General features: G+C 72.1%; 25 protein-coding genes. 18 read left to right on the plus strand and 7 right to left on the minus strand.

All coding sequences use genetic code 11. From position 1 onward, the window contains the following. Window positions 1-8 precede the first annotated feature (8 nt). The 8 genes from RNL97_RS21400 (at window position 9) to RNL97_RS21435 (ending at window position 7,613) form a co-directional block, all read left to right on the plus strand. Entirely contained in the window at window positions 9-896 is an 888-nt protein-coding gene (locus RNL97_RS21400; RefSeq protein WP_030576297.1) for a DUF5936 domain-containing protein, read from the plus strand. A gap of 71 nt (window positions 897-967) precedes the next feature. Next, window positions 968-2,407: a sensor histidine kinase gene (locus tag RNL97_RS21405; RefSeq protein WP_032764741.1), complete on the plus strand. Its 1,440-nt coding sequence runs from the start codon at window positions 968-970 to the stop codon at window positions 2,405-2,407. A 14-nt stretch (window positions 2,408-2,421) separates the two neighbouring features. Then, on the plus strand, window positions 2,422-3,387 hold the full coding sequence (locus RNL97_RS21410) for a response regulator transcription factor (RefSeq protein ID WP_313751081.1): 966 nt from the start codon (window positions 2,422-2,424) through the stop codon (window positions 3,385-3,387). A 204-nt stretch (window positions 3,388-3,591) separates the two neighbouring features. Beyond that, window positions 3,592-3,822: a hypothetical protein gene (locus RNL97_RS21415; protein ID WP_032783436.1), complete on the plus strand. Its 231-nt coding sequence runs from the start codon at window positions 3,592-3,594 to the stop codon at window positions 3,820-3,822. Next, a complete protein-coding gene (locus tag RNL97_RS21420; RefSeq protein ID WP_243314959.1) occupies window positions 3,822-4,430 on the plus strand; it encodes a pilus assembly protein TadG-related protein in 609 nt (202 codons plus the stop codon). Before RNL97_RS21415 ends, RNL97_RS21420 begins: the two co-directional genes overlap by 1 nt. A gap of 34 nt (window positions 4,431-4,464) precedes the next feature. After that, complete coding sequence (locus RNL97_RS21425) at window positions 4,465-5,082, plus strand: hypothetical protein (RefSeq protein WP_243314960.1); 618 nt, start codon at window positions 4,465-4,467, stop codon at window positions 5,080-5,082. 8 nt (window positions 5,083-5,090) lie between these two features. Beyond that, complete coding sequence (locus RNL97_RS21430; RefSeq protein WP_243314963.1) at window positions 5,091-5,738, plus strand: OmpA family protein; 648 nt, start codon at window positions 5,091-5,093, stop codon at window positions 5,736-5,738. 300 nt (window positions 5,739-6,038) lie between these two features. After that, window positions 6,039-7,613: a hypothetical protein gene (locus RNL97_RS21435; protein ID WP_030576302.1), complete on the plus strand. Its 1,575-nt coding sequence runs from the start codon at window positions 6,039-6,041 to the stop codon at window positions 7,611-7,613. Window positions 7,614-7,785: 172 nt separating this feature from the next. Here RNL97_RS21435 and RNL97_RS21440 read toward each other — a convergent pair whose 3' ends face one another. Both RNL97_RS21440 and RNL97_RS21445 read right to left on the minus strand, forming a co-directional pair. After that, window positions 7,786-8,400, minus strand: a complete 615-nt coding sequence (locus RNL97_RS21440) for a hypothetical protein (RefSeq protein ID WP_308381893.1) — start codon at window positions 8,398-8,400, stop codon at window positions 7,786-7,788. Window positions 8,401-8,431: 31 nt separating this feature from the next. Continuing rightward, on the minus strand, window positions 8,432-10,471 hold the full coding sequence (locus RNL97_RS21445) for a hypothetical protein (RefSeq protein ID WP_243314965.1): 2,040 nt from the start codon (window positions 10,469-10,471) through the stop codon (window positions 8,432-8,434). Window positions 10,472-10,741: 270 nt separating this feature from the next. On the opposite strand from RNL97_RS21445, the gene RNL97_RS21450 reads away from it, so the two are divergent. Next, window positions 10,742-11,338, plus strand: coding sequence for a hypothetical protein (locus RNL97_RS21450; RefSeq protein WP_243314967.1), 597 nt, complete (start codon window positions 10,742-10,744; stop codon window positions 11,336-11,338). Between the two features lie 61 nt (window positions 11,339-11,399). Beyond that, entirely contained in the window at window positions 11,400-12,596 is a 1,197-nt protein-coding gene (locus tag RNL97_RS21455; RefSeq protein WP_243314968.1) for a glycosyltransferase family protein, read from the plus strand. 12 nt (window positions 12,597-12,608) lie between these two features. Here RNL97_RS21455 and RNL97_RS21460 read toward each other — a convergent pair whose 3' ends face one another. Continuing rightward, window positions 12,609-13,037 (minus strand): DUF192 domain-containing protein, encoded by a 429-nt coding sequence (locus RNL97_RS21460; RefSeq protein ID WP_243314970.1) that lies wholly within the window; start codon window positions 13,035-13,037, stop codon window positions 12,609-12,611. 124 nt (window positions 13,038-13,161) lie between these two features. Between RNL97_RS21460 and RNL97_RS21465 the strand changes: the two genes are divergently transcribed. The 3 genes from RNL97_RS21465 (at window position 13,162) to RNL97_RS21475 (ending at window position 15,556) form a co-directional block, all read left to right on the plus strand. After that, the gene (locus RNL97_RS21465; RefSeq protein WP_030576316.1) at window positions 13,162-14,046 is read left to right on the plus strand and encodes a prepilin peptidase; all 885 of its coding nucleotides are present in this window, start codon (window positions 13,162-13,164) and stop codon (window positions 14,044-14,046) included. An 86-nt stretch (window positions 14,047-14,132) separates the two neighbouring features. Then, complete coding sequence (locus tag RNL97_RS21470) at window positions 14,133-14,972, plus strand: class I SAM-dependent methyltransferase (protein WP_243314972.1); 840 nt, start codon at window positions 14,133-14,135, stop codon at window positions 14,970-14,972. 137 nt (window positions 14,973-15,109) lie between these two features. Next, window positions 15,110-15,556, plus strand: a complete 447-nt coding sequence (locus RNL97_RS21475) for a hypothetical protein (protein ID WP_030576323.1) — start codon at window positions 15,110-15,112, stop codon at window positions 15,554-15,556. Window positions 15,557-15,643: 87 nt separating this feature from the next. Here the strand turns inward: RNL97_RS21475 and RNL97_RS21480 are convergent, their stop codons facing one another. After that, on the minus strand, window positions 15,644-16,819 hold the full coding sequence (locus tag RNL97_RS21480) for a winged helix DNA-binding domain-containing protein (RefSeq protein ID WP_030576327.1): 1,176 nt from the start codon (window positions 16,817-16,819) through the stop codon (window positions 15,644-15,646). Window positions 16,820-17,210: 391 nt separating this feature from the next. Beyond that, window positions 17,211-18,260, minus strand: a complete 1,050-nt coding sequence (gene mgrA, locus RNL97_RS21485; protein WP_308381894.1) for an L-glyceraldehyde 3-phosphate reductase — start codon at window positions 18,258-18,260, stop codon at window positions 17,211-17,213. A 263-nt stretch (window positions 18,261-18,523) separates the two neighbouring features. Here mgrA and RNL97_RS21490 point away from each other — a divergent pair, with 263 nt between their 5' ends. The 4 genes from RNL97_RS21490 to RNL97_RS21505 all read left to right on the plus strand — a co-directional run bounded on the left by RNL97_RS21490 (window position 18,524) and on the right by RNL97_RS21505 (window position 23,593). After that, window positions 18,524-19,285 carry an isoprenyl transferase gene (locus RNL97_RS21490; RefSeq protein WP_030576331.1) on the plus strand — a complete coding sequence of 254 codons (762 nt, stop codon included), beginning with the start codon at window positions 18,524-18,526 and terminating at the stop codon, window positions 19,283-19,285. A 349-nt stretch (window positions 19,286-19,634) separates the two neighbouring features. Then, the gene (locus RNL97_RS21495) at window positions 19,635-20,957 is read left to right on the plus strand and encodes a PhoH family protein (protein WP_030576334.1); all 1,323 of its coding nucleotides are present in this window, start codon (window positions 19,635-19,637) and stop codon (window positions 20,955-20,957) included. Window positions 20,958-21,346: 389 nt separating this feature from the next. Next, complete coding sequence (locus tag RNL97_RS21500) at window positions 21,347-22,060, plus strand: aggregation-promoting factor C-terminal-like domain-containing protein (protein ID WP_030576337.1); 714 nt, start codon at window positions 21,347-21,349, stop codon at window positions 22,058-22,060. Window positions 22,061-22,207: 147 nt separating this feature from the next. Continuing rightward, the gene (locus RNL97_RS21505) at window positions 22,208-23,593 is read left to right on the plus strand and encodes an AI-2E family transporter (RefSeq protein WP_030576340.1); all 1,386 of its coding nucleotides are present in this window, start codon (window positions 22,208-22,210) and stop codon (window positions 23,591-23,593) included. A 94-nt stretch (window positions 23,594-23,687) separates the two neighbouring features. Here RNL97_RS21505 and RNL97_RS21510 read toward each other — a convergent pair whose 3' ends face one another. Then, window positions 23,688-24,221: an alkyl hydroperoxide reductase gene (locus RNL97_RS21510; RefSeq protein WP_030576343.1), complete on the minus strand. Its 534-nt coding sequence runs from the start codon at window positions 24,219-24,221 to the stop codon at window positions 23,688-23,690. 12 nt (window positions 24,222-24,233) lie between these two features. After that, window positions 24,234-24,788 carry a peroxiredoxin gene (locus tag RNL97_RS21515; protein WP_003966619.1) on the minus strand — a complete coding sequence of 185 codons (555 nt, stop codon included), beginning with the start codon at window positions 24,786-24,788 and terminating at the stop codon, window positions 24,234-24,236. 133 nt (window positions 24,789-24,921) lie between these two features. Here RNL97_RS21515 and RNL97_RS21520 point away from each other — a divergent pair, with 133 nt between their 5' ends. Beyond that, complete coding sequence (locus RNL97_RS21520; RefSeq protein WP_078651930.1) at window positions 24,922-25,914, plus strand: hydrogen peroxide-inducible genes activator; 993 nt, start codon at window positions 24,922-24,924, stop codon at window positions 25,912-25,914. Window positions 25,915-25,966 lie beyond the last annotated feature (52 nt).

The following is a 25,966-nucleotide window of genomic DNA, read 5'->3' on the forward strand; positions in this document are numbered from 1 at the left end:
GAACCGCCATGGACCTGCTGCTAGCTCTCGTCGTCGGCCTCGCCGTGTACGGGGCCATCCACGGCATCCGGATGTACCGGGCCGACGCCGAACTCCCCGGCGACCTCGCCGTCGCCCTCGAATCCGGGGCCACCCGCACCGGCGCGGTCGGCTCCGGCATCGACCGCCTCGGCATCCGGTGGGCCCCCGCGGTCCTGCGGATGATGGGCCCCAAGGCCGTCAACAAGAAGCGCCGCCAGATCGACCTGGCGGGCAACCCCGGCGGCCTCACCATCGACCGCTACGCCGCCCGCCGTGCGGTGTACGGGGCGCTGGGGCTGCTGGGCGCGTTCTCCATGCTCCTGCGCGGCCAGCTCTTCCTGGCCCTCCTGATGGTCGCCTTCGGCCTGTTCTGGGTGGAGGCCGGCATCTGGTCGGCGATCCGCGTACGCCGCGAGCACATCGAACGCACCCTGCCGGACTTCCTCGACGTCCTGGCCGTCGTCGTCTCCGCCGGACTCGGCTTCCGACAGGCGCTGGACCGGGTCGCGGAGAAGTACGAGGGCCCCTGGTCCGACGAACTGCGCATCACCCTGCGCCAGATGGACATGGGCGTCAGCCGCCGCCAGGCCTTCGAGGAACTGCGCAGACGCAACGACTCCGAACAGGTCGCCATGTTCGTCACGACGCTCCAGCAGGGCGAGGAGCTGGGCGCCCCGATCGTCGAGACGCTGATCCAGATCGCCAACGACATGCGCCGCACCGACGCCCAGAACGCCCGCCGCAAGGCGGCCAAGGCGGTCCCGAAGGCGACGTTCGCGGTGACCACGTTCCTGCTGCCCGGCACGCTCCTGCTGCTCACGGTCGGATTCGTGTACGGAGCCGACGTCGACTTCGGGGCACTCACGGGCGGGTGACATGAACGACGGGCGGGATGGGGACGGAGACCCAGAGGCCGTACGGGACACGCGACGGAGGTGACAGGCGCATGGCATACGAGCTCGGCAGCGCACAGCCGGGGCTGACCGCGGAACTGACCCGCGCCCACACCGGCACCCCGGCCCGCCCGGCGTTCGCCATCCAGGTCAACGCGCTCCAGGCGATGTGCCGCCAGGTCTTCGGCTTCCGGCTGGCGATGATCGCGATAGCGACTCCGTACGCCATCAGCCACACCGCCCCCGGCCTGCCCACCTGGTTCATCGGCGCGGCGATCCTGGTCACCTTCATGGGCTCGTACCTGCTGTTCCGCGACTGGGAGCGCTTCGGCCCGGTCCTCCTGCGCCACCCCTGGCTGCTGGCCGTCGACGTGTTCTTCGGCGCGCTGCTGCTGATCACGGCGACCCCCGAGTCGACCCTCGCGTACGTCACCGTCTGCACCCCGCTGCTGGCGGGCCTGATCCACGGCTGGCGCGGCGCGGCGGTCTTCGCGGCGCTCCAGGTGGTCATCGTCTTCGGCGTGTACGCCAGCGTCCCGAAGCTGGAGAGCAGCGGGGCGACGGCCCTCCTCCTCCCCGGCTTCTGCGTGATCGCGGGCGCGGTCGGGGTCACCCTGCGCAACCTGCTCCTGCGCTTCGGGACGGCCACCCAGGCGCTGACCGAGACCCGGGCGCGGCTGGCGGTGAACGAGGCGGTGGAGGGCGAACGCACCCGGCTCGCACGGGAGATGCACGACTCGGTCGCCAAGACCCTGCACGGCCTGGCGCTGGCCGCCGACGGTCTGGCGGGCTCGGCGGACCGCATGGACCCGCCCACCGTGAAACTCCAGGCGGAGCTGGTCGCGCGGGCCGCCCGCCGGGCCGCCGCCGAGTCCCGGGAACTGCTCACGGACCTGCGCCGGGAGCAGGGTCTGGAGGGCGGCGTCGACCTGGTCGCCGAACTGGCGGCCCAGGCGGAGGACTTCACCGCCCGCCACCCCATCACGGCCACGTTCCGCCGCCTGTCCGAGGAGACCCCGGTCCCGCCGGTCCCGCAGGCGGTGGCCCGGCAGCTCCTCACGGTCGCCTCGGAGGCCATGGAGAACGCGCACCGCCACGCCTCCCCGACGTACCTGATCGTCCTCGCGGGCGTGAAGGGCGGCATGCTCCGCGTCACCGTGTACGACGACGGCCGCGGCCTGCCCGCCGGAACGACGCTGGAAGCGCTGCGCCGGGCGGGCCACTTCGGCCTGGTCGGCATGGTGGAGCGGGCCGCGTCGATCGGGGCCCGGATCAGGATCGGCCGGGGGAAGGCGGAGAAGGGGACGGAGGTACGGGTGGAGCTCCCGCTGGCGGCGCTGGCGAGCCGGTCCGCGGAGAACCCGCCGCAGGCTCCCCGGCCCGCCGCGGCACCCGCATCCGTACCTGCTTCCGCACCAGCGCCCGCAAGGGCACCAGTACCAGCGCCAGCACCCAGGACGGACACGCCACTCACCCGTAACCCTCGACCTTGAGAGGAGGTCGCAGCATGCCGGACGAAGTCTCCCCTGCGCCGAACCGCTACGGGGCGGCGGCTCACCGCCCCGCCCCCCAGCACCCGTCGCCCATCCCGCTCACCCCGGCCCCCGACCCCCGGAACACCGCGATCCCGTCCCCGTCCCCCTTCTTCCCGGGGCCCGCGGCTCCGGCCGCCGAACGCCTCCGGGTGGTGGTCGCGGACGACAACCCGGTGGTCCGGGCGGGCCTGGGCGTACTGCTCTCCGGCCGGGCGGACATCCAGGTGGTCGCGGAGGCGGCGGACGGGCGGGAAGCGTACGAGAAGACGCTCGAACACCGCCCCGACGTGGTCCTGCTGGACGTCCGTATGCCCGGTGTGGACGGCATCTCGGCCCTGCCGCACCTGGTCGGCATCGCGCCCGTCCTGATGCTGACGTACAGCCGCGAGAGCGAGATCGTCCACGAGGCGCTGCGACTGGGCGCGGGCGGCTACTTGGTGCACGGCGAGTTCACGGCGAACCAGCTGGTCCAGGCGGTACGCGACACGAAGGACGGCCGCGCCAACTTCACCGTGACCGCCGCGGACGCCCTCCTGGCCCACATGCGCCACGGCACGCCGCCCCAGCGGGGCCCGCTCCCCGAGGGCCTGGGCTCGGCGCTGGCGACGGCACCGGCGCCACCGCGCCCGCACACTGCCGAACCTTCGGAAAGCCTTTCGCAACTGCAACCAGTTGTGGGACAGTCTTCTGTATCCGGGGGGTTGGTATCCGCCCCCAACAGGCAGCAGTACGGGCTGAGTTCGAGGGAGGTGGAGGTCATGGACCTGATTGCGTCCGGAATGAGTAATCAGCAGATCGCCGCCACCTGCTTCATCAGTGAGAAGACGGTCAAGAACCACATCAACCGCATCTTCACGAAGCTCCACAGCACGACCCGCAGCGAGGCGATCGCCCACTGGCTCGGCACCGCGCCCCGGAACCCCGGGCGGCAGCCATGACCGAGCGGTGGGGCAACGGGGGGACCCAGAAAGCCCTTTGGGCCCGGGAATGGGCCCACGGGCCCTCTGTGGGAGTGCGGGTTCCCCCCTATGTTTCTCATGTCGCCAGCGGCACCGGCCAGGAGGAAGCCGGTAACGAGGGCGGCACCGCAGAAACGTGCGAGTCGGCCGGCAACCGGTCGGCCGAACCCGGAGGGGAACACCATGTCGGACATCACCCTGAAGACCGCCGTCCGCGTCAACGGCTGGGCCAACACCGCCGTCAGCGCCATCCAGAAGCGCTACGCGGCGAAGGACCGGGGGCAGACGGCGTTCGAGTACCTGGGGATCATTCTGGTGGTCGTGGCGATCATCGGGGCGATCGCGGCCTCCGGGATCGGCGGGAACATCTCCAGCCGCATCGACGGACTGGTGACCTCCATCGTCTCGGGCTGATGCGCAAGCGCCACCACGGCGACGCAGGGCAGGCCTTCCCCATCTACATGATGATGGTGGCGGGCCTGCTCTTCCTTGCGTTGGCCTTCTTCGCCGTCGGCAAGGCCTCGGCCCTGCGCAACGGCTCCCAGGGTGCGGCGGACGCCGCCGCGCTCGCCGCCGCCCAGAAGGCGCGCGACGACTTCGGGACGGGCTTCTACGCCTCGCTCCCCACCAACATGCTGGACGTGTTCCTCAACGCGCCCTTTGCTACGCCCTGTTACGAAGCGGATCGTCTGGCGGCGGCCAACGACGCCACAAAGGAATCGTGCTATCCGACTCCTGGATATCTGCGCGACCGGATCACGGTCGAGGTCCAGGGCCTGAAGGCGGTCGACTCTTCGGTCCTGCCCGGCTCGGAGAACAAGAAAGCCAAGGCCGAGGCCACCGCGCTCATCGAGTTCCGCTGCCCCAACCCCAAGGCTGTCGACTTCAACAGCGACGGGGTCCAGGACCTCTTCATCTTCACGTGCCGGAACGGCAAGATCCTCAAGATCGCGCCCGGCAGCCCCCCACCGTGGGAGAGCGTGAGCAGGACTCTCTTTGACGTGCGGTTGGTCGACCAGTGACAGCGAAGCGAACGACGAGTAGAGGAATCGGACCATGAGCATGCGGCGGACCACGACGACCAGAAGGGCTATGGCGGCTGTCGGCATGACGGCTGCTCTGGCCCTTGCTCTCGCCGGCTGCGGCGACGACGGAGGCGAGAAGCCCGGCGACGAGGGCTCCAGCGCGCCGTCCGCCCCGGCCAGCCCCTCCGCGGAGGACAAGGGCGAGGCGCAGCAGGAGGACACGGCTGCGGGCGAGAACGTGGACCCGGATGTGAAACTCGCGGAGACGCGCGGGCAGGGCGGCCTGGTTCTGGTCGTCAACGAGGTCAAGCGGGACTCCGGCGGATTCCTCACCGTGCAGGGCGCGATCACCAACGAGGGGGACCAGGCGCGAACCACCTCGGGCTGGGCCGGCTCGGAGGTGAACATCGTGAACAAGAACCCCAACTCGGTCGCCGGTGCGACGCTGGTGGACAAGGCGGGGAAGAAGCGTTACTACGTGCTGCGGGACACCGATTCCCGCTGCCTGTGCACCACGGCGATCACGTCCCTCGCCCCCGGCAAGACGGCGCCGATCTTCATGCAGTTCCCCGCCCCGCCGCAGGGCACGACCGAGGTCGACTTCAACCTGCCGACCTTCGCCACCACCTCCCTGAAGATTTCTGGGTGAAGGCGGCCATGAAGACCACCCAGCGCCCCCGGGCGGCGCGCAGCGTAGGGCAAGCCGTCGCGGTCGCCGTGCTGATCGCCGGCACGACGCTGCTCGGCGCGTCACCCTCGTACGCCGACGACGGCCCGAGCGTCCCGCCCGGTACGGAGGCCACGTCGGAGCCACCTGTCCCCGTCGACCCGAACGACCCCGACCTCAAGATGCCGGAAGGAGGCACCCTCGCCCCCGGCCGGGTCCTCGACATCGTCCAGGTCGTCGAGGACCTCGGCGGCGAGGAGCGCCGCGAGGACAGCAACGCCGACATCAAGTTCGCACTCCAGGCGGAAGTCCTCTTCGGCAAGGACAGCGCGAAGCTGGGCTCGGCGGCCAACGCCCGTATCGCCGCCATCGCCGAGGAGATCAAGAAGCAGAACGCGACCAAGGTCCGCGTCTTCGGCTTCACCGACAACCTCGGTTCCTCGGCCCACGGGGACGTCCTGTCCAAGCAGCGGGCCGACGCCGTGCACGGGGTCCTGTCGAAGCAGCTCGGCCCCACGGTCACGTACGAGATCCGGGGCTACGGCGAGCAGTACCCGATCGCCAGCAACAGCAACGAAGAGGGCCGGAAGAAGAACCGCCGCGTGGAGGTCTCCTTCCCGCGCGGAGAGGGGTCCTGACCCCTCCCCAACCGGGCGCCCGGACCGCCGGGCGGCGCACCCCGCACCTCGAAACCCGCGCCCGCCGGCGTTCTCCCACGACGGCGGGCGCGGGCGCGTCCGCCGAGGGCGCACCGCCAGGGCAGAATCCGGCCGCGTGCTCTCCGAACCCGTCACCCGAACGGCGGACCCTCGTTGGTGGTGTGGGCCGGAATCCGGACTGCCCGGCGTAGCAGACTGTGACACGCCGCGCACCGTCGGCACCCGCACAGGTAGGCGGGGGCCGCGACGCGCATACGAACAGTCGTCGAGGAAGGTGTGATGGGTGTGGAGGCCCACGCGACGAACGAACGCGTGACGGGACGCAGGTGGACGGTGCGGCTGGACCCGGTCGGCCGTGGTCGTGCCGACGTACGCGTCTCGTGCAGCCGCCCGGCCTGCGCCGCGCAGGTGCTGCCCTCCGCCGCCGCCGGCCGTACGGCCGCCGTCGCGCACCTCAAGGCCCACCTGCGCGCCGGCCCCGCCCCCCGCCCCTCCGCGCACTGCGCCTGCCGGGCCGAGGAGTGCCATACGCACATCCGCCCCGCCGGACCCCGTGAGCGCCCCGTCCCCTGGCGGTGCGGGGGAGCGGTCGTCCTGGCCGTCATCACGGACCGGGAAGGGCGCTGGTGGCAGGTCATGGAGTGCTGCTCGCGCTGCGCCGCCGCCCACCCCGCCGCGAAGGTCGTCGCCACCGCGCCTGCCGCCGAGGCACCGGCGAGGAGCGACGGGTTCCGGGCCGACGCCGCAGCGCCCGCAGCCCTCGCGCCGACCTTCTCGGCGGCCGGCCCGCACTTCTCGCACAGCGCCGCTCCCACCGCCGTCCCCCAGCAGGCGTCCGCGCCCCGCTCCGCCCCCCGGTCCGCGAGGCCGCCGCGGAAGCGCCCCCCGCGAGGGAGGATCGCTCAGCGCCTCGTCCCGCACGACCTGCGGCCCGTCGCGCTGCGGGACGAACTGACCGAGCTGGGCGAGCTCTTCCGCGCCTACCAGGCCCGCACCGAACCCGACCTCGCGATGCTCGCCGACCTCCACGCCCGTAAGGCGGAGGCCTTCAACGCCTGGGCCGAAGTCACCGCCGACACCGGGCTGCGACTCGACGCCCAGCGCGCCGAACAGGCCGCCGCCACCGCCCGCCTCCAGCATCTGCACCGCATCGGCCAGGCCCCGGACGGCGAAGGGCCCGCTGTCGCACGGCTGCTGACCGCCCCCGCGCAGTGGAACCACGCCCGGGCCGTCCTGGCACACGTGGCCCAGAACGCCCCCCTGCCGGGAGCCGAGGCGCGCCTGCTGGTGGTGATGGTGACGCTGCGCACCGCGCAGGCCGGGGTCGGCAACCTGGTCGGGCAGGACATCAAGGGGCTGCCCCTGCGGGATCCCGAGCACCTGGTGGGGCAGTTGGTGGAGTCCGGCTGGCTCGGCATCTCCGGGACCGTCGAGGAACTGATCGCCTCCCGCCCGGAGAACCCCACCCGGATCAGCGTGCCGTCCCTCACACCCGAGGAGGACGACCCGGGACCGTTCACGTTCGGCAGGAAGCTGCGCCCCAAACTCAGCGGATGGGCCCAGCGGGTCGTCGGGGAGAAGAAGCTCCGCAAGGGCAAGACCGAGGCCGACGTACGACTCCTCGCCCTGGCCCTGGCCACCGGGGCAGACGGCGAAGGACGGCTGGGGCCCGGAGGAGAGGGCCTCGGCCTGGACGCCCTGGCCTCCTGGTGCGTCGTCGACCCCGGTGACCTGCCGCAGCTCGTGGACCGGCTGACCGCTGCGGACTGGCTGGCGGAGTCCGATGTCACCGACACCCTCCTGACCGGCCGGCTGACCGAACGCGTCCTCCCGCTCGGTTGCCCGCTGACCTGAGCAGCAGAGCGCGAGCCGTCCCCGGAGACCCGGGCGGCCCGGGCCGCGGGCCTCAGGACACCCCGAGCTGCGCTCCGGCGGCAGCCCGGCGACGGTGACGGCCGGCCGGTGGACCGCCGGATCCGGCTTGCAGGTACGGGCGTCCTCCGCGGACAGGGCTGTTCTCCATGCCCTACTTGACCGTGATCGACCCCACGAACGCGTCCAGGTCCTCCGCGTCCACCGCGTCCTTCACCGCGTTCAGGCGCACCACGAACGGAACGCCCTTCGAGTCCACCCCCGCGACCAGGACCCCGGTCATCGGTGTCCCCCTGTTCGGGGTGTCCTCCTGGCCGTCCGCCGTGAAGTCGTAGTCGATCCGGCGTGCTTCGCGGGCCTCGCCCGCGTCGTCCGGGCCCGCGAGGCGTACGTCGTCCGTCGCCCTGCGGGTGGAGTTGAGGCCGATGCCCGCGCCCGCCGCTGCCGCCGCCCCGGCCGGGTCGTGCACGCCCGTGGCGAAGTCCAGCTGGACCGAGACCATGCCGGTCCGGATGCCGTCCTCCTCCTTGAGCGCCACGGCCGCGTTGGCCTTGGCCCGCTCGGCCGCGGGCTGCTCCGCGTACCCCTCGTTCCTCGGGTAGCCGACGCTCAGGCTGCCGGTCTCCAACGTGCCCCAGCCCTCGGGCACGGAGGCCTTGCCCGCGCCGCCGCCGCATCCGGTCAGCAGGACGGCCGCCCCCGCGACGGCCCCGGTGGCAGCCGTCATCCGCCGCAGGGCGTTCCGCACGGTCCGCGTCCTGGCACTCATCGTCGTACTCATCGACTCCGTCACCGCCCGTTCAGTTCGCGCAGTAGCTGTACGGAAGATACGTGCGCGCGTCGCCCCGCGGGGCCCCGAGGAACTGTGCGTCCGTGAGCGTCTCCTTCTTCTCCTCCGTGGAGAGGGAGAACCCGAGGCTCATCCCGAGGGAGATCTCGAAGCCGAACTCCTGGGCGTCGCTCTCGCCCGTGTACCGCATGGTGCTGGACAGCCCGTCCTCGAACATCAGCTGCTGGAACGGGTCGTTGCCGTCCGGGCGGTTCTCCATACCGTGGTCGCCGAAGAGGTACTCGAAGGGGGCCGTGTTGTTGCCGGAGCCGTCCAGCCACTGTTCGGCGACGCCCCGCTTGGCCTCGGTCGCCGCGTCCGTGTCCTTGCCGAAGACGATCGAGTTCGTCACCACGTCGATGCCACTCCCGCCCGAGGAGTCCGACGCGCTGCCCTTGCCGCCGCGCTTGTCCTGGCCGCTCTCACCGTTGTCGCCGCCGACCTCGACCTTGCCGGACGTCGAGCCGCTCTCCACCGTCTGCGTCATGTCGATGCGGACGATCTTCCCGGTCTTCTGGTCGCGGGTGACGGTGATGGCGCCGGTACGGTTCTGCTTGCCGCCCACGGTGCCCTTGACCGGGCCCACGTTCCCGCCGGCCTTGCCCTCCAGTTCGAGCTTGGCGGTGTACGTGGACGACTCGTTGCCGTTCACGTCGTCCTTGGTGATCGTCACCTCGGGCGAGAACTTCGCCTTGCCGCCGAGTTTCGCGCCCAGCTCGTCCTCGTCGCCGCCCTTGACGGAGAGGCCGCCGTCCGCGTAGGCGTTGAGGCCGACGGTCGAGTAGGAGATCTTCTTGTCGCCGATCTTCTTCTCGATGTCCTCCTTCTTCTCCGCCCACTTCATCGCGGAGTACCAGCCCCCGCCGTAGCCGCCGCTGTGCTTGGTGGAGGTCTCCCACATCTTCATTTCCTCGATGTCGTCCCGCATCTGCTGAGCCTCCTCCTCGCTCGCGAAGATCCAGGTGTCACCGTTGGTGATCTTGATGCCGCCGCCGATGTCGACATCCGCCTTGCCCAGGCTGCCGAGCTTGACGCCCGGCGTGCTGGCGGTGGCCCCGGCGGACGCGGCGTCGGTGAACGTCATCGAGACGACCTTGTCCTTCCCGTCGACCGTGCCGTCGCCGTTCACATCGGTGGCGGCCTGGGAGACCTTCTGCTGGAAGCCGTACTCCTCACCCCACTCGAACCAGCCGATCTTGACCTTCCCGCCCGCCGTGTCCGAGATGCTGGACACCTGGCACATCTTGGGTTCGTAGTCCGCGTCCGTCTTCGGCTGCGCCTCTGGGTCCTGGCCGCCGGACGCGCAGGAGCCGCCGCCACCGGCCAGCGAGCTGATCGCGCACCGCAGCCGCTCTCCGATCTTGCCGCCGACCCCGGCCATCGCCATCGCGCCGATCAGCATCGTGACCAGGACGACGAGGCCCAGGTACTCCATCGCCGTCGCGCCGCCGTCCCGCCAGTTGTACGAGTACCGGGGCGGCTCCGGGGTGCGTGTGGCGCGCTCCTCCAGCAGCCGGTCGACGGCCACCCCCGACGCCGCGCCCGCCGCCAGTGAGACGGCAGGCATGAGCACGCCCTCGATCCCGACGACGTCGCCGGCGACGGCGAAGCCGTACAGCAGCCCGGCCAGGGGTACGGGCAGGGCCGCGAGCAGATACACCGTGCGGGAGGACTCGCGGTGCTCCTCGGGGAGGATGCGGGTCGCCGCCAGCACCGTCAGCAGCGTCACGACGAGGGCGGGCAGGTGCAGCAGGGCCAGCCTCCAGCCGAACGCCTCCAGCCGCTCCCCGGTGGCCAGCAGATCGACCAGGACCCGGCTCATGACGAACCCGAGGGCGAGGTAGACCAGGCCGCCGATCACCCAGCTCCGGGTCAACGCGAAGAAGCGGCTGCCCTGTCGGCGCTGGTAGGGGACACCGGAACCGGCGATGCCGTGGCGTCCCAGCGGCATGTGCCCCGCGCTCCGGTCTCCCCGGGCCACGCCCCGGCCTCCGCCCCCGTCACCGCTCACGGTGCACCCTCTCCTCGACCCGCGCGTGTTGCCGACGGCCGAGAGCGTACGGCCGAAAAGCTGCCCGGGCCCGGGCCCCCGGTCCCAAAGCCGGGCCCAAGTCCGGGGGGCCTCCTGTCTTTTGCGCGGGGCCGTGGTGGCCGTTCCGCTGGGGGCCGTCCGTGGGTCCGTGGGCCCACGCAGCCCCGGCCGCCGCTCAGTACGCTCGGAGGTCCGGGGGTCGCCGACCACGACACCGCGCGAAGACGAGAGCGATGGGGGTGGGCGTCGATGGGTGCCGGATTCTTCTACTCGTACCACCTCGGCTGGACCCGGCTGGACGCCCGCACCCTGCTGGGCGATCTGGAGGCCGCGGGGCTCCGCCCGGTACACCCGGTGACCGGCCGTACGGTGCTCGTCAGCCTCGACTCCGCGTCCCTCGGGGCCCGTTCGCCCGTCACCCGCGAGCAGTTGCTGTCCCTCGCCGGTCTCCAGCGGCTGCATGAGGTCGGGTTCCGGTTGTGGACGGACGGGGGCTTCGACCTCATGGTGCGCATCCGGCGGGCCCGGGCCGGTGTCGTCGCCGTCGAGTTCTCCGTGGGGGAGCTGCCCGAGCCGGAGCGGGAGCACGCGGTGGGCGCCATCCGGCGGACCGTCGGACGGGCCTCGGTGCTGTGCATCGGCTTCGTCGTCGACCGGGCGGGCGCGACGGCCGCCACCGACTGGGACGGCGTCGTCATCGAGGGCGCCGCTCACCTCGACGCCTGGCCGGACACGGTCGCCGTTCGGGACGAGACGGCGGCCCGGCACCCGCAGCTGGCGGTGGTGGACGCGGTGGAGATGTCGCCGTGGAAGGTGTTCGGGAACGAGGTGCTAGGCGGGGTCTGACCCGGGCGGCCCCCGCTGCCCGTGGCACGGCGTACCCGCCGCCGACGTCATAATCGGCCGTATGTCCGATCACCGGCCCCTCACCCGGGCGCCCGCCGACCCGGCCCCCCGCACTCCCGGTGGGTCCCGGGTCGCCGCCGCGTTCCGGGCCGCCGCGCCCGCCCTCGCGGTCTACGCCGCCGTGCGGGCCCTGGGGCTCCTGGCCTTCTGGGCGGCCGCCTCCGCCGCCGGGAAGGACCCCCTGGGGCCGCTCAGCGGACGCTGGGACTCCGTCTGGTACCAGCGCATCGCCGAGAACGGCTACCGCTACACCGTCACCCTCCCGGACGGCTCCGTCCACTCCGATCTGGCGTTCTTCCCGCTGCTCCCGGCCCTGGAACGCGCCGTGTCCGCCGTGACTCCGCTCACCCTCGGCGGCGCCGGACTCCTGGTCGCCTGGACCGCCGGGCTGCTCGCCGCCTGGGGCATCTTCGCCGTCGGCGCCCAGCTGCGCGGACGGCGTACGGGGGTGGTGCTGGCCGCGCTGTGGGGCGTCTATCCGACGGCGTTCGTCCAGTCGATGGCGTACACCGAGACGCTGTTCACCGCGCTCGCCGCCTGGGCGCTGTACGCCGTCCTCAAGGGCCGCTGGATCGTCGCGGGCGCGCTGTGCGTCCTGGCGGGGCTCACCCGGCCCTCGGCCGCCGCCCTCATCGCGGCCCTGGCGATCACCGCCGCCGTCACCCTCGTACGGGAGTACCGCGAGACGCACCGCGCCGGCCCGGTGCTCCGCCGCAACGCCCGGATGATCGCGGGAGTGGCCCTCGCGCCGCTGGGCTGGCTGGCGTACGTGGTGTTCGTGGCCGTACGCGAGGGCAGCCCGGTCGCCTACTTCGACGTCCAGGCGCAGTGGGGCAACAACATCGACGGCGGCCGTGCGCTCGCCGCCTTCATCGCGGGGCTGCCGTGGCCCGCCGCCCTCGGCCTGTGCGCGGCCCTGGGGCTGCTGGGGTGGCTGGTGGTCCTCTGCGTACGGCAGCGGCAACCGCTCCCGGTGCTCGTCTACGCGATCACGATCGTCGTCATCTCGCTGATCGGCGCCGGATACTTCGGCTCCCGGCCGCGGCTGATGATGCCCGCCTTCCCGCTGCTGCTCCCGCCTGCCGTCGCCCTGCTGCGGCTGCGCACCACGGGCCGCACGGCCGCCGTACTCGCCGCCCTCGCCTGCGCGTCCGCGGCCTACGGAGCCTGGACCCTGCTGGGCGCGGGCCCGCCGTAGGCCCGCACCCTCCTAGCGGGTTTCCGGCGCGGTGGCCGACGCCGCCTTCAGCTCCAGCCGCACGCCCGGCCGCACCCCCCACCGCTCCATCGCCCCGGCCTCCGCCTCCACCACGTGCCGGGCCCGCAGCCGGGGCAGCCCGAGGCGGCCCGGCTTCATCGTGGTGACCGCCAGGACCGTGAACGCCCGGTCCAGGTACGCCACATCGATGGGGAACCGCATCCGGAAGGTGTGCACACTCCCGCACGGGGTGAGCATCATCGCCCCCTCGATCCCGTCCCGCCCGAGCAGCCCCTTGGTACGGGCCCGGTACGAGGCGGCTATCCGCAACGGCACCCCCCGGGCCCCCGTCCCGGGCCCCGCTCCCGCCCCGGCCCCGGCCCCGGCCCCGGAGTCCGTGTCGACCGTCAGCGTCCCGTCGCCATCGCGCCATGTCCTCATGGGCACCGACCGTAGCGCCCGGCGGACGCGCCCGGACCCCGAACGGCGACGCTTGGGTCCCGGTCGGCCGCTCTGGGTCCTCGGGCCCACGACCCCAGGTCCCGAACCCCGTTAGGGTCGCCCCGTGGACGCCGTGCTGCTCGCCCTCGCCGCGGTCTGGGGTGCCGTCACCGGACTGCTGATCCCGCGTGCCGCCTACCGGTTCGCCGTCGAGCCGGAGGAGCCCTGGCGCACGGCGTGCCCCGCCGGCCACCCGCTCACCGGTCCGGCCCGCGGCTGGCTCGGCCCGGCCCGCTGCACACCCTGCGCCGCCCCGGCCGCCCGGGTCCCCGACACGCCCGCCCCCGAATCGCAGGCTCCAAGAACGCCCGACCCGCATGCCCCCGCCCCGGCCCCGGAACCGCCCGCCCCGCAGTCGCGAGCCCCCGCCGCCCCGGTCCCGGGAACCCCCGTCCCCGCAACCTCCGCCTACGCCCCCAACACCCTCGCCCCCCTCGTCACCGTCCTCGCCTGTGTCGCGCTCGCCGCCGCCACCGGGGCCCGGCCCGAGCTCGTCGGGTGGCTGGCGCTGGCCCCCGTCGCCGTGCTCCTCGCCGTCGTCGACCGGCGGGTCCACCGGCTGCCCGACCCGCTGACCCTGCCGCTCGCGGCCGCGGCCGTCCTGCTGCTCGGCGGGGCCGCGCTGCTCCCGGGGCACGCCGGGTCCTGGACCTCCGGGCTGCTGGGCGGGCTGGCCCTCGGCGGCTTCTACCTGGTGCTCTTCCTGATCAACCCGAACGGCATGGGCTTCGGCGATGTGAAGCTCGCGCTCGCCCTGGGCGTCGTCCTCGGGTGGTACGGCTGGACCGTGCTGTTCCTGGGCGGGTTCGCCGGGTTCCTGTTCGGGGCGGGGTACGGACTCGCCCTCGTGCTCCTGCGCCGGGCGGGGCGCAGGACCGGCATCCCGTTCGGCCCGTTCATGATCGCCGGGGCGCTGACCGGAGTGCTGCTGGGGGCCCTGGCCGGGTAGGAGAGTGGGAAGGGTCGCGCCCTTTCCCCGGGCGGCCCGGGGAGAATCCGTTCGCGTGCTCGGGGCCCGCCTGACACGATTCCCCCATGTCCGACCCATCCGCCTCCGCCCCGAATCCCGCCCCCGCCGAGCCGCCCTCCGGCCCCGACTTCGACTCCGCGGCCTCCCGCGACCGGTTCGAGGCCCTCGTGGCCGAGGCCGACGCCGTGTCCGTGGACGGGTGGGACTTCTCCTGGCTCGACGGCCGCGCCACCGAGGAACGTCCCTCCTGGGGGTACGCCCGCGCGATGGCCGACCGGCTCGGCCGGGCCCACGCCGCGCTCGACCTCCAGACCGGGGGCGGCGAGGTGCTGGCCTCCGCGCCGAAGCTGCCGCCGGTCACCGTGGCCACGGAGGCGTGGCCGCCCAACATCGCCCGCGCCACCGCCCTGCTGCACCCGCTCGGGGCGGTGGTCGTCGCCGACGAGGACGAGCCGCCGCTGCCCTTCGGCGACGCCGCCTTCGACCTCGTGGTCAGCCGCCACCCGGTCACCACGTGGTGGGAGGAGATCGCGCGCGTGCTCGCCCCCGGCGGCACGTACTTCTCGCAGCAGGTCGGCCCGGCCAGCGTCTTCGAACTCGTGGAGTACTTCCTCGGCCCGCAGCCGCCCGAGGTCCGTCGCGGACGGCACCCCGAGGACGCGCGGGCCGCCGCGACGGCGGCCGGCCTGGAGGTGGTGGACCTGCGCTCGGAGACCCTGCGCACCGAGTTCCGCGACATCGGCGCGGTGGTCTACTTCCTGCGCAAGGTGATCTGGATGGTGCCCGGCTTCACCGTCGAGGAGTACCGTCCCCAACTGGCCGCTCTGCACCGGAAGATCGAGACGGAGGGGCCGTTCCTCGCCCGCACCGCCCGCTTCCTGATCGAGGCCCGCAAGCCCCGGTGACGTCGGCCGGATCCCGTACCACCGGTCAACCCGCTTACCCCGTACGTCAGTTCAGCCGTGTCTCGGAGGCAACGGGATCGTGCGGGCCACCGTCCTACCCTGCGAGGGGCACGCACAGTGAAGGAGTGGGAGCGGGCATGACCGTGGAGAGGGAAGACTGTGCGGGGCCCGCCGGGCGCGCGCGCCAGGGCAACGCCGACTGGCTCACGGGGGCCAGGATCACCGCCGTCCTCGGCGTCTACTACCGGCCCGAGGGCCGGGCGGGCGAGCCGGAAGCCGTCGAGTTCGTCCTCGCGGAGGACCAGTCCGTCCTGCTGACCTGCGCCTCCGACCGGACGCTGCGCGTCACCCCGGGCGCCTGGCCGCGGTTACCCGACTGGTGCGTACCGGCGAGCCAGTGGCACCACGCGCCGCCCGCGCTCCTGCCGCCGGTGCCGTACGGGGGAGCGTGGACGGTCGTCGGGACCCAGGAGGTCAGGGACGGTTGCGGCGAGGTGCTCCAGGCCGTCATCCGGTGCCGGGAAGGGGACTTCGTGGTGGTCGCCGGAGACACGATGGCGATCCGCTTCGACCCGCGCCCCTGAGGCGTACCGGCTGCGCCTCTGCCCGCGCTCCCGACGGCGTCCCCGCCTCGCGCCCCGCCTCCGTACGCACGTACACGCGCCCCAGCCCTACGCGTGCGGCCCCACCGCCACCGGGCCGACCGTCAGCTCCGCCGTCCCCTCCATGATGGCGGCGACCCGCTCCACCTGCTCCTCCAGGTCCCGCAGCCGCGCCCCGGACAGCGGCTTCAGCGGTTCCACCGTCACCGCGATCCGGCGGCCCGAGCGGCGCTGGTGCCAGACGCCCGCGACCACGCCGTCCACCAGCAGCACCGGGAAGTTCCCCGCCTGCCCGCCCCCGAGGGCCCGCTCCCGCGCCGCCCCCGGGAACAGCCGCTCACGGGGGCCCGAGGCGATGGCGAACGCGTCGAAGTAGGGGAGCAGGCGCACCCCCCGCACCGGCGCGTCCGGGAAGTCCGTGTCGCCCGCGACCACCCACGCCGGCCCGTCCTCCCCGAACGTCACCTCCTCGATCGCCCCCGATGCGGCCAGGGCGGCGAACTGCTCGGCCGCCCAGCGCTTCGGCGCCGCGAGCCACCGGGCGGCGTGCGCGGGGGTCGCCGGCCCGTAGGCGTACAGGTACCGCTCGACCAGGGCCCGCAGTGCCCCGGCGCCCGGCAGCGGGGTGCACCCGGGGTTCGTGTACGCCGCCTTCCGGCCCCGGTTCGGGGCGTAGGCGAGGGCGCCCCGGTGTCCGGCCCGATGCAGGACCTGCCGCCAGCGCGGCCACATCGCCTGGAACCCGGGCATCACCAGGTCCCCGGCCCACGGCCCGGTCCGCGCGACGACCTCGTCCGAGAGCTCGTCGATGGTCAGCTCCGCCCCGGTCAGCGCCTCCCCGACCGCCGCGACGACCGCCTCCACCTGGTCCGGGGTCATCCGGGCGTTCTTGGGGAAGGGGTTCGGGCCCGTCGGTACGGCGGACAGAGCGCCGGTCCACAGGGGCAGGTCCGCCGCGGGCAGCAGATGGACCGTGCCGCGCGGCCCGAACGTCTTCACCAGGGTCCGGTCGGTCCACAGCGCCGTACGGACGTCCGTGCGCGTCAGCCCGTCCCCGCGCAGCCCCACGGACAGCTCGGCCGCCGACAGCACCTGGGCGTGCGCGCCGAGCATCGCGGCCACCGCGTCGCCCGGCTCGGTGAAGGGCGACGCGGTGGCGGCGGCCTCCGGGTGGAGGCGCTGCCGTGCCAGCCGCCGGGCGTTCGCCCCGGCCCAGGTCACGGTCGCCGGGGATCGTGTCGTCATGCCCCGAACCTAGAGGCCCTGGGGGTCAGCTCCTGTCCTCTTCCGCGGCCCCGGCGTGTGCGTACCGGCCGCGTCAAGGCGGCGGCGCCCGGCGACCCCTCGATACGGAGGTCGATAACGGGCGGCGAACGGGCCCCGGAGGGGGCGCCGACGAGGGATGGGGCCTGCTCGGAACGGAGTCCGGCATATTCGGAGAGTAATGGTGGGGTGGCGTGGCGCGCGTCGGCACTTACGAAGGGTTATGGTGGAAACCCCCCCTCGGGCCGGTCCGTATCCCCCCCCACGGACCGGCCCGTTTTTCGTGGGCCGGCGCCGGCGCTGCCGGGCGGCCCGGGAGCGGCCCCCGGACCGCTCCCGTTCCTCCTTCCGCGCAGGCCCCGTTGAGCCGACGTCAGCCGCGGTCGGCCCAGATGTTGGTGCCCGCCGTGTCCACGGCGAAGGTGTCGATCTCCTTGAGCTCCTCGGCGGTGAGTGCCGGACCCGCGAGGGCCGCCACGTTCTCCTCCAACTGCTTCACGCTCGACGCGCCGATCAGCGCCGAGGTCATCCGGCTGTCGCGCAGCACCCACGCGATGGCGAGCTGGGCGAGCGACTGGCCGCGGCCCTGGGCGATGTCGTTGAGCCCGTTGAGCCGGCGGACCACCTCGTCGGAGAGCAGACCCGGATCGAGGGACTTGCCCTGGGTGGCGCGCGAGCCCTCCGGGATGCCCTGCAGATACTTGTTCGTGAGCAGGCCCTGGGCGAGCGGCACGAAGGAGATGCAGCCCATTCCGGCCGCTTCCAGGGTGTCGAGCAGCCCGTCGTCCTCGATCCAGCGGTTGATCATGGAGTAGGACGGCTGGTGGATCAGGGCCGGGACGCCCATCTCCTTGAGCAGCCCGGCCGCCTCGGCGGTCTGCTCCGCGGGGTACGAGGAGACGCCCACGTACAGCGCCTTGCCCTGCTGGACGGCGGACGCCAGGGCGCCCATCGTCTCCTCCAGCGGGGTGTTCGGGTCGAAGCGGTGCGAGTAGAAGATGTCGACGTAGTCCAGGCCCATCCGCTTCAGAGACGCGTCGAGCGAGGACAGCAGGTATTTCCGGGAGCCCCACTCGCCGTACGGGCCGGGGTGCATCAGATAGCCGGCCTTGGTGGAAATGACCAGTTCGTCACGGTACGGCGCGAAGTCCTGGGCGAAGAGCTTCCCGAAGTTCAGCTCGGCCGAGCCGGGCGGCGGGCCGTAGTTGTTGGCCAGGTCGAAGTGGGTCACCCCGAGGTCGAAGGCGCGGCGCAGGATCGCCCGCTGGGACTCCAGCGTCCGGTCGTCGCCGAAGTTGTGCCACAGGCCCAGCGAGAGGGCGGGCAGCTTGAGGCCGCTGCGCCCGGTCCGGCGGTACTCCATGGAGTCGTAGCGCGAGGGAGCGGCTCGGTAGTACAGGTCGGGGGAGAGGTAATCAGTCACGTTTCTCTCCTTATCACGGAGTTGTGACAGGCCGGGTTGGGTCCAGGTGACCCGCTCGCAGTAATGTGGCGGCTTCGGGGAATGCCGATGTGCGGCGCGGCGAAGGCCCGCGTGGCCCGTGCCGGTGGTAGAGGCGCGGACCGCCCGGGGATCGTGCGAGCGGCGCAGGCCGTGCGGCGATCCCCTGCGGGGGACGTCCCCTGTTGCCCCCGGCGACGGGGAGGGCGGGCCCCGGCCCGTACGGAACCGAGAGGGTGAACGCAGTGAACTTCCGCGACCTGGTGTACAGGCTCTACGCGCGCCGGGTGGAAGGCCGCCTGGACCACGACCAGGTGCCGAAGCACATCGGGGTCATCCTCGACGGCAACCGGCGGTGGGCCAAGGCGTCCGGCGGATCGGCCGTGCAGGGCCACCAGGCCGGTGCGGACAAGATCTCCGAGCTGCTCGGCTGGTGCGACGAGACCGATGTCGAGGTCGTCACCCTCTGGATGCTCTCCACGGACAACTTCGACCGGCCCGAGCACGAGCTGAAGCCGCTGCTCGGCATCATCGAGAACACCGTCCGCAACCTCGCCGCCGACGGGCGCTGGCGCGTCCACCACGTCGGCACGCTCGACCTGCTCCCGCCGGAGACGCAGACGGTGCTGAAGGAGGCCGAGGAGGCGACGTCCGGCATCGACGGGATAATCGTCAACGTCGCGGTCGGCTACGGCGGCCGCCAGGAGATCGCGGACGCGGTGCGCTCCCTGCTCCTGGACCACGCGGACAAGGGCACGACCTTCGAGGAACTGGCCGAGGTCGTCTCCACGGACCTGATCTCCGAGCACCTCTACACCCGGGGCCAGCCCGATCCCGACCTGGTGATCCGGACGAGCGGCGAGCAGCGGCTCTCGGGCTTCATGCTCTGGCAGAGCGCCCATTCGGAGTACTACTTCTGCGAGGTCTTCTGGCCGGCCTTCCGCAAGGTCGACTTCCTCCGGGCGCTGCGTGACTACTCCGCCCGCCACCGGCGTTTCGGGGGCTGAGCCGCCGGGGCGCGCGAGGGCGTGCCCCGGCGCGTCATCGCGCGTCCACCGGGACTTCTCCCCGCCGTGTCATATGCAGCGGCATGGCTTCGGGCCGATGAGGGAATACCCCTGACAGGTCGACATCCGGTCATCAACCAGGCGGACGTCGTCACCAAGTGAGCGGCACCCAGTCCGCTCGCCCGGGAGGCCCTTTGCACACGAAGGACCGTACGCAGCGTGCGGCCGACGCGGTGGCCGTGGTCCGGCCCGCGCACGAGGGCCCGATCCCGGTCCGTCCTCTCCCTTCGGGAAGCTCCGCGACCGTCCGTCGCACTCCCCGACCTCGTCCGAGGGGGTACGTCCTTCCGTGGTGAACAGCAGCAAGCGCCGCATGCCCGACCGGCGCACATACGTTCTCGACACCAGCGTCCTGCTGGCCGACCCTGGCGCCGTGGCCCGCTTCGACGAGCACGAAGTCGTGCTGCCGATCGTGGTGGTCACGGAGCTGGAGGCCAAACGGCACCATCCCGAGCTCGGATACTTCGCCCGCCAGGCCCTGCGCCTGCTGGACGACTTCCGGATCCGGTACGGCCGGCTGGACGCCCCGATCCCGCTCGGGGACCTGGGCGGGTCGCTCCGTGTCGAACTGAACCACTCCGATCCCGGCGTCCTGCCCGCCGGCTACCGGTTGGGGGACAACGACTCACGGATCCTCGCGGTCGCACGCAACCTCCAGGCCGAGGGGTACGACGTCACGGTCGTCTCCAAGGACCTGCCCCTCCGCATCAAGGCGTCCTCCGTCGGCCTCCTCGCCGAGGAGTACCGCGCCGAGCTCGCCATCACGGACTCCGGCTGGACCGGTATGAGCGAACTGTCCCTCGCCGGGGAACAGGTCGACCTGCTGTTCGGCGAGGAGACGCTGTACGTCCCGGAGGCCGCCGAGCTGCCGGTCCACACCGGCCTGGTCCTTCAGTCCGAGCGCGGCAAGGCGCTGGGCCGGGTGACGGCCGAGGGCAACGTGCGCCTCGTGCGGGGCGACCGGGAGGCATTCGGCATCCACGGGCGCAGCGCCGAGCAGCGGATCGCGCTCGACCTCCTCCTCGACAGCGACGTCGGCATCGTGTCGCTCGGCGGACGCGCGGGCACCGGCAAGTCCGCGCTGGCCCTCTGCGCGGGCCTGGAGGCCGTGCTGGAGAGGCAGCAGCACAAGAAGGTGATGGTCTTCCGCCCGCTGTACGCGGTGGGCGGGCAGGAGCTCGGCTATCTCCCCGGCAGCGAGGCCGAGAAGATGAGCCCCTGGGCGCAGGCGGTCTTCGACACGCTCTCGGCGGTCGCCGGGCGCGAGGTCATCGAGGAGGTGCTCGGCCGCGGGATGCTGGAGGTCCTGCCGCTCACCCACATCCGCGGCCGCTCGCTGCACGACGCGTTCGTGATCGTCGACGAGGCGCAGTCGCTCGAACGGAACGTCCTGCTGACCGTGTTGTCCAGAATCGGGGCGAATTCGCGTGTCGTGCTCACCCACGACGTGGCCCAGCGGGACAACCTCCGGGTCGGCCGGTACGACGGAGTCGTCGCCGTCGTCGAGAAGCTGAAGGGCCATCCGCTGTTCGCGCACGTCACGCTCACCCGGTCGGAGCGTTCGCAGATCGCCGCGCTGGTGACCGAAATGCTGGAGGAGGGTCACATCTGACCCGCATGTCCCCTTGATGCCGCCCGGCGAGCCAAGGAGTTTAGCCGGGCGGCATTGTGCTGCGCCGTCATTTCCGAAAAACCGATGGACCGAACGGGGTGTGACGTTTCCCACGCAACACAGAATTGCCTCCACGCGTCCCCGTCCGGCAGAGTCTTGCTTCCGTCAGGCCCCGCATACGGCACTTGGGCACCTCCAGAGGCGCCACGCACCACACAACTCAACACGAGACGCCCGTATGCCGCCCGCGAGCACCACGCGGCAGCCTCCTCACCGGGGTTGCCCATCGGGCCCGTGCCTCCCGTGACCCACGCAGTAGGGGGGCCAGTGCCGGGGGCACGAACGCGCCCGCGAGGTCACCTAAGCGGGCGATGCTGGAAGGACACCATGTGAGCCGGATCTCGGTCCGGGGGTTCGCCGTGGCATCCGCCACCGCGGTCACCACCGTAGGCGCCGTCGTAGGCGTTGCTGCGGGCGGCACACCTGCCGCCGACGACAACAACTTCGAGGCGGCCGCAGCCGACACCACGCTGCTCGCAGACATCCCCGCGGGCCAGCAGGCCCAGGTCCAGACCGCTTCGCTGACGCAGCAGGCCGACGCCCAGGCGTCCGCCGCCGACGCCGCCGCGAAGAAGTCGGCCGAGGAATCCGCCCGCCTCCAGGCAGCCAAGGACGCCAAGTCCAAGAAGCAGGCGGCCGAGGACCGGATCAAGGCCGAGCGCGAGGCCGAGGCGAAGAAGAAGGAAGAGGCCGAGCGCGCCAGCCGTTCTTCCGTCCGCGACGCCTCCTCGTTCGCGGCCCAGGGCTCGTACACCGTGGCCCAGGTCCAGGCGATGGCCCGTCAGATGGTCCCCGCCGACCAGTTCCAGTGCTTCAGCAACATCGTGAACCACGAGTCGACCTGGAACTACCGCGCGACCAACCCGTCCTCCGGGGCGTACGGTCTGATGCAGGCGCTCCCGGGCTCCAAGATGTCGTCCGCCGGCGCCGACTGGCAGACCAACCCGGCCACCCAGATCAAGTGGGGCCTCAGCTACATGGACGGCCGCTACGGCTCCCCGTGCGGCGCCTGGTCCTTCTGGCAGGCCAACAACTGGTATTAGGGGAGAGCGGGCGGAAGTACACCGGCCGCCCTCTCAACCCCGCGAGGCCCCCCACCGTCCAGACGGTGGGGGGCCTCGCGCGTTGTACGGTCACTTCCTGGTGAACCCGGAGCGCTGGGAAGCCCAGATGGGGGAAGGAAAGAGAGCATGTCAAAACTGCCGGGCTGGCTGGGCCGCTTCGGGTCCGAACTGACGGAGCTGGGCGCACGCCTCGACGAGCGTCGAGCGAGGGCTGCGGCCGACGATGAACCGTTCCCGGTGAAGGGGGCCGTCCCCGGCACCGACGACGAGCCCGGGCAGGTGCCCGCGCCCCCCAGTTACGCCCCGTCGGTCGCCGCCAAGCCGGATCCGGTGGCGGCGATCCCGTGGGGCATGCGGGTCGCCGCGGAGGCCGGCTGGCGCCTCCTCGTCCTCGCCGGGACGCTCTGGGTGCTGATGCGGGTGATCACGGCCGTGGAGCTGGTGGTGCTCGCCTTCTCCGCCGCGCTGCTCATCACCGCGATGCTCCAGCCCACGGTCGTGCGGCTCAAGCGGTTCGGGCTGCCCCACGGGCTCGCCACCGCCGTGACCGCCGTCCTCGGGTTCGTCATCATCGGCCTGGTGGGCTGGTTCGTGGTGTGGCAGGTGATGGAGAACCTCGACACGCTCTCGGACCGGGTCCGGGACGGTATCGACGAGCTGAAGCGCTGGGCGCTCGACAGTCCTTTCCACGTCACCGAGTCGCAGATCAACGACATCGCCAAGAACCTCAGCGACACCATCAGCACCAACACCGAGGAGATCACCTCCGCCGGGCTCCAGGGCGTCACCGTGATGGTGGAGTTCCTCACCGGACTGCTGCTGGCGATGTTCTCCACGCTCTTCCTGCTCTACGACGGCCGGCGCATCTGGGAGTGGTCGCTCAAACTGGTGCCCGCCGCGGCACGCCCCGGGGTCGCCGGTGCCGGACCGCGCGCTTGGCGCACCCTGACCGCGTACGTGCGCGGCACGGTGCTCGTCGCCCTGATCGACGCGATCTTCATCGGCTTCGGCCTCTACGTCCTGAACGTGCCGCTCGCGGTGCCGCTGGCCGTCTTCATCTTCCTGTTCGCCTTCATCCCGCTCGTCGGCGCCGTGGTGTCCGGGGCGCTCGCGGTGGTCGTCGCGCTGGTCACCGAGGGCGTGTGGACGGCGCTGTGGGCGCTGGTGGTGGTCCTGGCGGTACAGCAGATCGAGGGCCACATCCTGCAGCCGTTCATCCTCGGCCGCGCCGTCCGGGTGCACCCGCTCGCGGTGGTCCTCGCGGTGGCGACCGGCGGGCTCGTCGCGGGCATCGGCGGCGCGGTGGTCGCCGTACCCCTGGTCGCCGTGACCAACACCGTGGTCGGCTATCTGCGCTCGTACGGGGAGCCCGGCGAACGAGGCGGACACCACGGGGCCACCGCCCTGTCGATGAGCCCGGCGCACGCCGGTCCCGCTCCGGAGCCACCCCACCCGGGCCCGCAGGACGCTCCGGCCGAGCGGCCGCAGGAGAACCCGCCGCCGCAGGAGTAGCGGGGGGCGGGAACGTGAAGAAGAGCCCCGGGGACGGTCGGTCGTCCCCGGGGCTCTTCCCGTACCCAGGTGGGCCGGGGGTGGTGCGGTGTCACTACTCGGCGAGTACGGCCTCGGCGTCGAGGGTCACACCGACCGCCTGGATCACCGAAGCGATCTTGACGGCTTCCTGGATGGTCTCGCGGTCCACGCCGGCCTTGCGGAGCACCTGCTCGTGGGAGTCCAGGCACTGGCCGCAGCCGTTGATCGCGGAGACGGCGAGCGACCACAGCTCGAAGTCGACCTTCTCCACGCCCGGGTTGCCGATGACGTTCATCCGCAGGCCCGCGCGGAGCGTGCCGTACTCCGGGTCCGACAGCAGGTGCCGGGTCCGGTAGAACACGTTGTTCATCGCCATGATCGCGGCCGCCGACTTCGCCGCGGTGTACGCCTCGGTGGAGAGGTTGGCCTTCGCCTCGGGCTCCAGCTCGCGCAGCACCTTCGGCGAGCGCGAGGCGATCGCGCAGGCCAGTACGGTGCCCCACAGCTGCTGCTGCGGGAGGTCGCTGTTGCCGATGACCGAACCGAGGTTCAGCTTCAGGTCCTTGGCGAAGTCCGGTATGGCGGTCTTCAGTTCGTCGAGAGCCATGTCGGTATCAGCTCACTCGCCCGAGAGGAGCGCGACCGGGTCGAGGGTGTTCTCGCCCTTGGTCCAGTTGCACGGGCACAGCTCGTCGGTCTGCAGGGCGTCGAGGACCCGCAGGACCTCCTTGGGGTTACGGCCCACGGAACCGGCGGTCACCATCGTGAACTGGATCTCGTTGTTCTGGTCGACGATGAAGACGGCGCGCTGGGCGAAGCCGTCCTCGCCCTCGATGCCGAGGTCACGCATGAGCTCGTGCTTCGAGTCGGCCAGCATGGGGAAGGGCAGGTCGGTCAGGTCCGGGTGGTCCTTGCGCCAGGCGTGGTGCACGAACTCGGAGTCACCGGAGAAGCCGAGGATCTGGGCGTCGCGGTCGGCGAACTCCTCGTTCAGCTTGCCGAAGGCGGCGATCTCCGTCGGGCACACGAAGGTGAAGTCCTTCGGCCACGCGAAGACGATCTTCCACTTGCCTTCGTAGGTCTTGTGGTTGATCTGCTCGAACTCCTTGCCGCTCTCCAGCGAGACACAAGCAGTCAGGTCGAACTCGGGGAACTTGTCACCGACAGTGAGCACGCGCTCTCCTTGCAACGTCTGGAATTCCCTTTTTGAGGGTCTTCCTGAGGGTTGGACGGCTCCCACCATGGCACAGAGTGCATTGATCACAGAAATAGCTACACTCGGTCCGTATGATCGGAGGTGCCTATCAGTGACCCAGGTGAATCAGGGCGTACGCCCCAAGCAGTCCGGTAAGTCGCCCGCCAAGCAGCCCAGCCTGTCCCAGCTGCGGGCCTTCACGGCCGTGGCGGAACATCTGCACTTCCGGGACGCGGCGGCAGCGATCGGGATGAGTCAGCCGGCACTCTCCGGAGCGGTGTCCACCCTGGAGGAGGCACTCGGTGTCCAGCTCATCGAGCGTACGACGCGCAAGGTGCTCCTCTCGCCCGCGGGGGAGCGGCTCGCGGTGCGGGCCGGGGCGGTGCTGGAGGCGGTCGCCGCGCTGATGGAGGAGGCGGAGGCGGTCCGCGCCCCGTTCACCGGCGTCCTCCGGCTCGGCGTGATCCCGACCGTCGCCCCGTATCTCCTGCCCACCGTGCTCCGCCTCGTCCACGAGCGCTACCCGGACCTCGACCTCCAGGTCCACGAGGAGCAGACCTCCTCGCTGCTCGAAGGGCTCTCCGCCGGGCGGTTGGACCTGCTGCTGCTCGCCGTGCCGCTCGGGGTGCCGGGCGTCACCGAGATCCCGCTCTTCGACGAGGACTTCGTGCTGGTCATGGAGCAGGACCACTGGCTCGGCGGCCGCGCGGACATCCCCCGTGACGCACTGCGCGAACTGCCGCTGCTGCTCCTGGACGAGGGGCACTGCCTGCGCGACCAGGCCCTGGACATCTGCCGCGAGGCCGGCCGCACCCGGGGCGCGCCGGTCACCACGACCGCCGCCGGGCTCTCCACCCTGGTCCAGCTGGTCGCCGGCGGCCTCGGGGTGACACTGCTGCCGCGCACCGCGGTGACGGTGGAGACCGGCCGCAACGACGCGCTGGCCACGGGGTACTTCGCGGACCCGGCCCCCACCCGGAGGGTGGCGCTGGCGATGCGGACCGGGTCGGCGCGGGGCGGCGAGTTCGAGGAGTTCGCGGCCGCCCTGCGCGAGGCGATGAAGCCGCTGCCGGTGCGGCCGGTGGACCGCGCCGACCAGGACTGAGACGTACGCGGCCGGGGCTCCCGTTCCCAGGAGCCCCGGCCGTGCGCCGATC

The sequence above is a fragment of the Streptomyces parvus genome, from assembly GCF_032121415.1.
Taxonomy (GTDB): domain Bacteria; phylum Actinomycetota; class Actinomycetes; order Streptomycetales; family Streptomycetaceae; genus Streptomyces; species Streptomyces globisporus_A.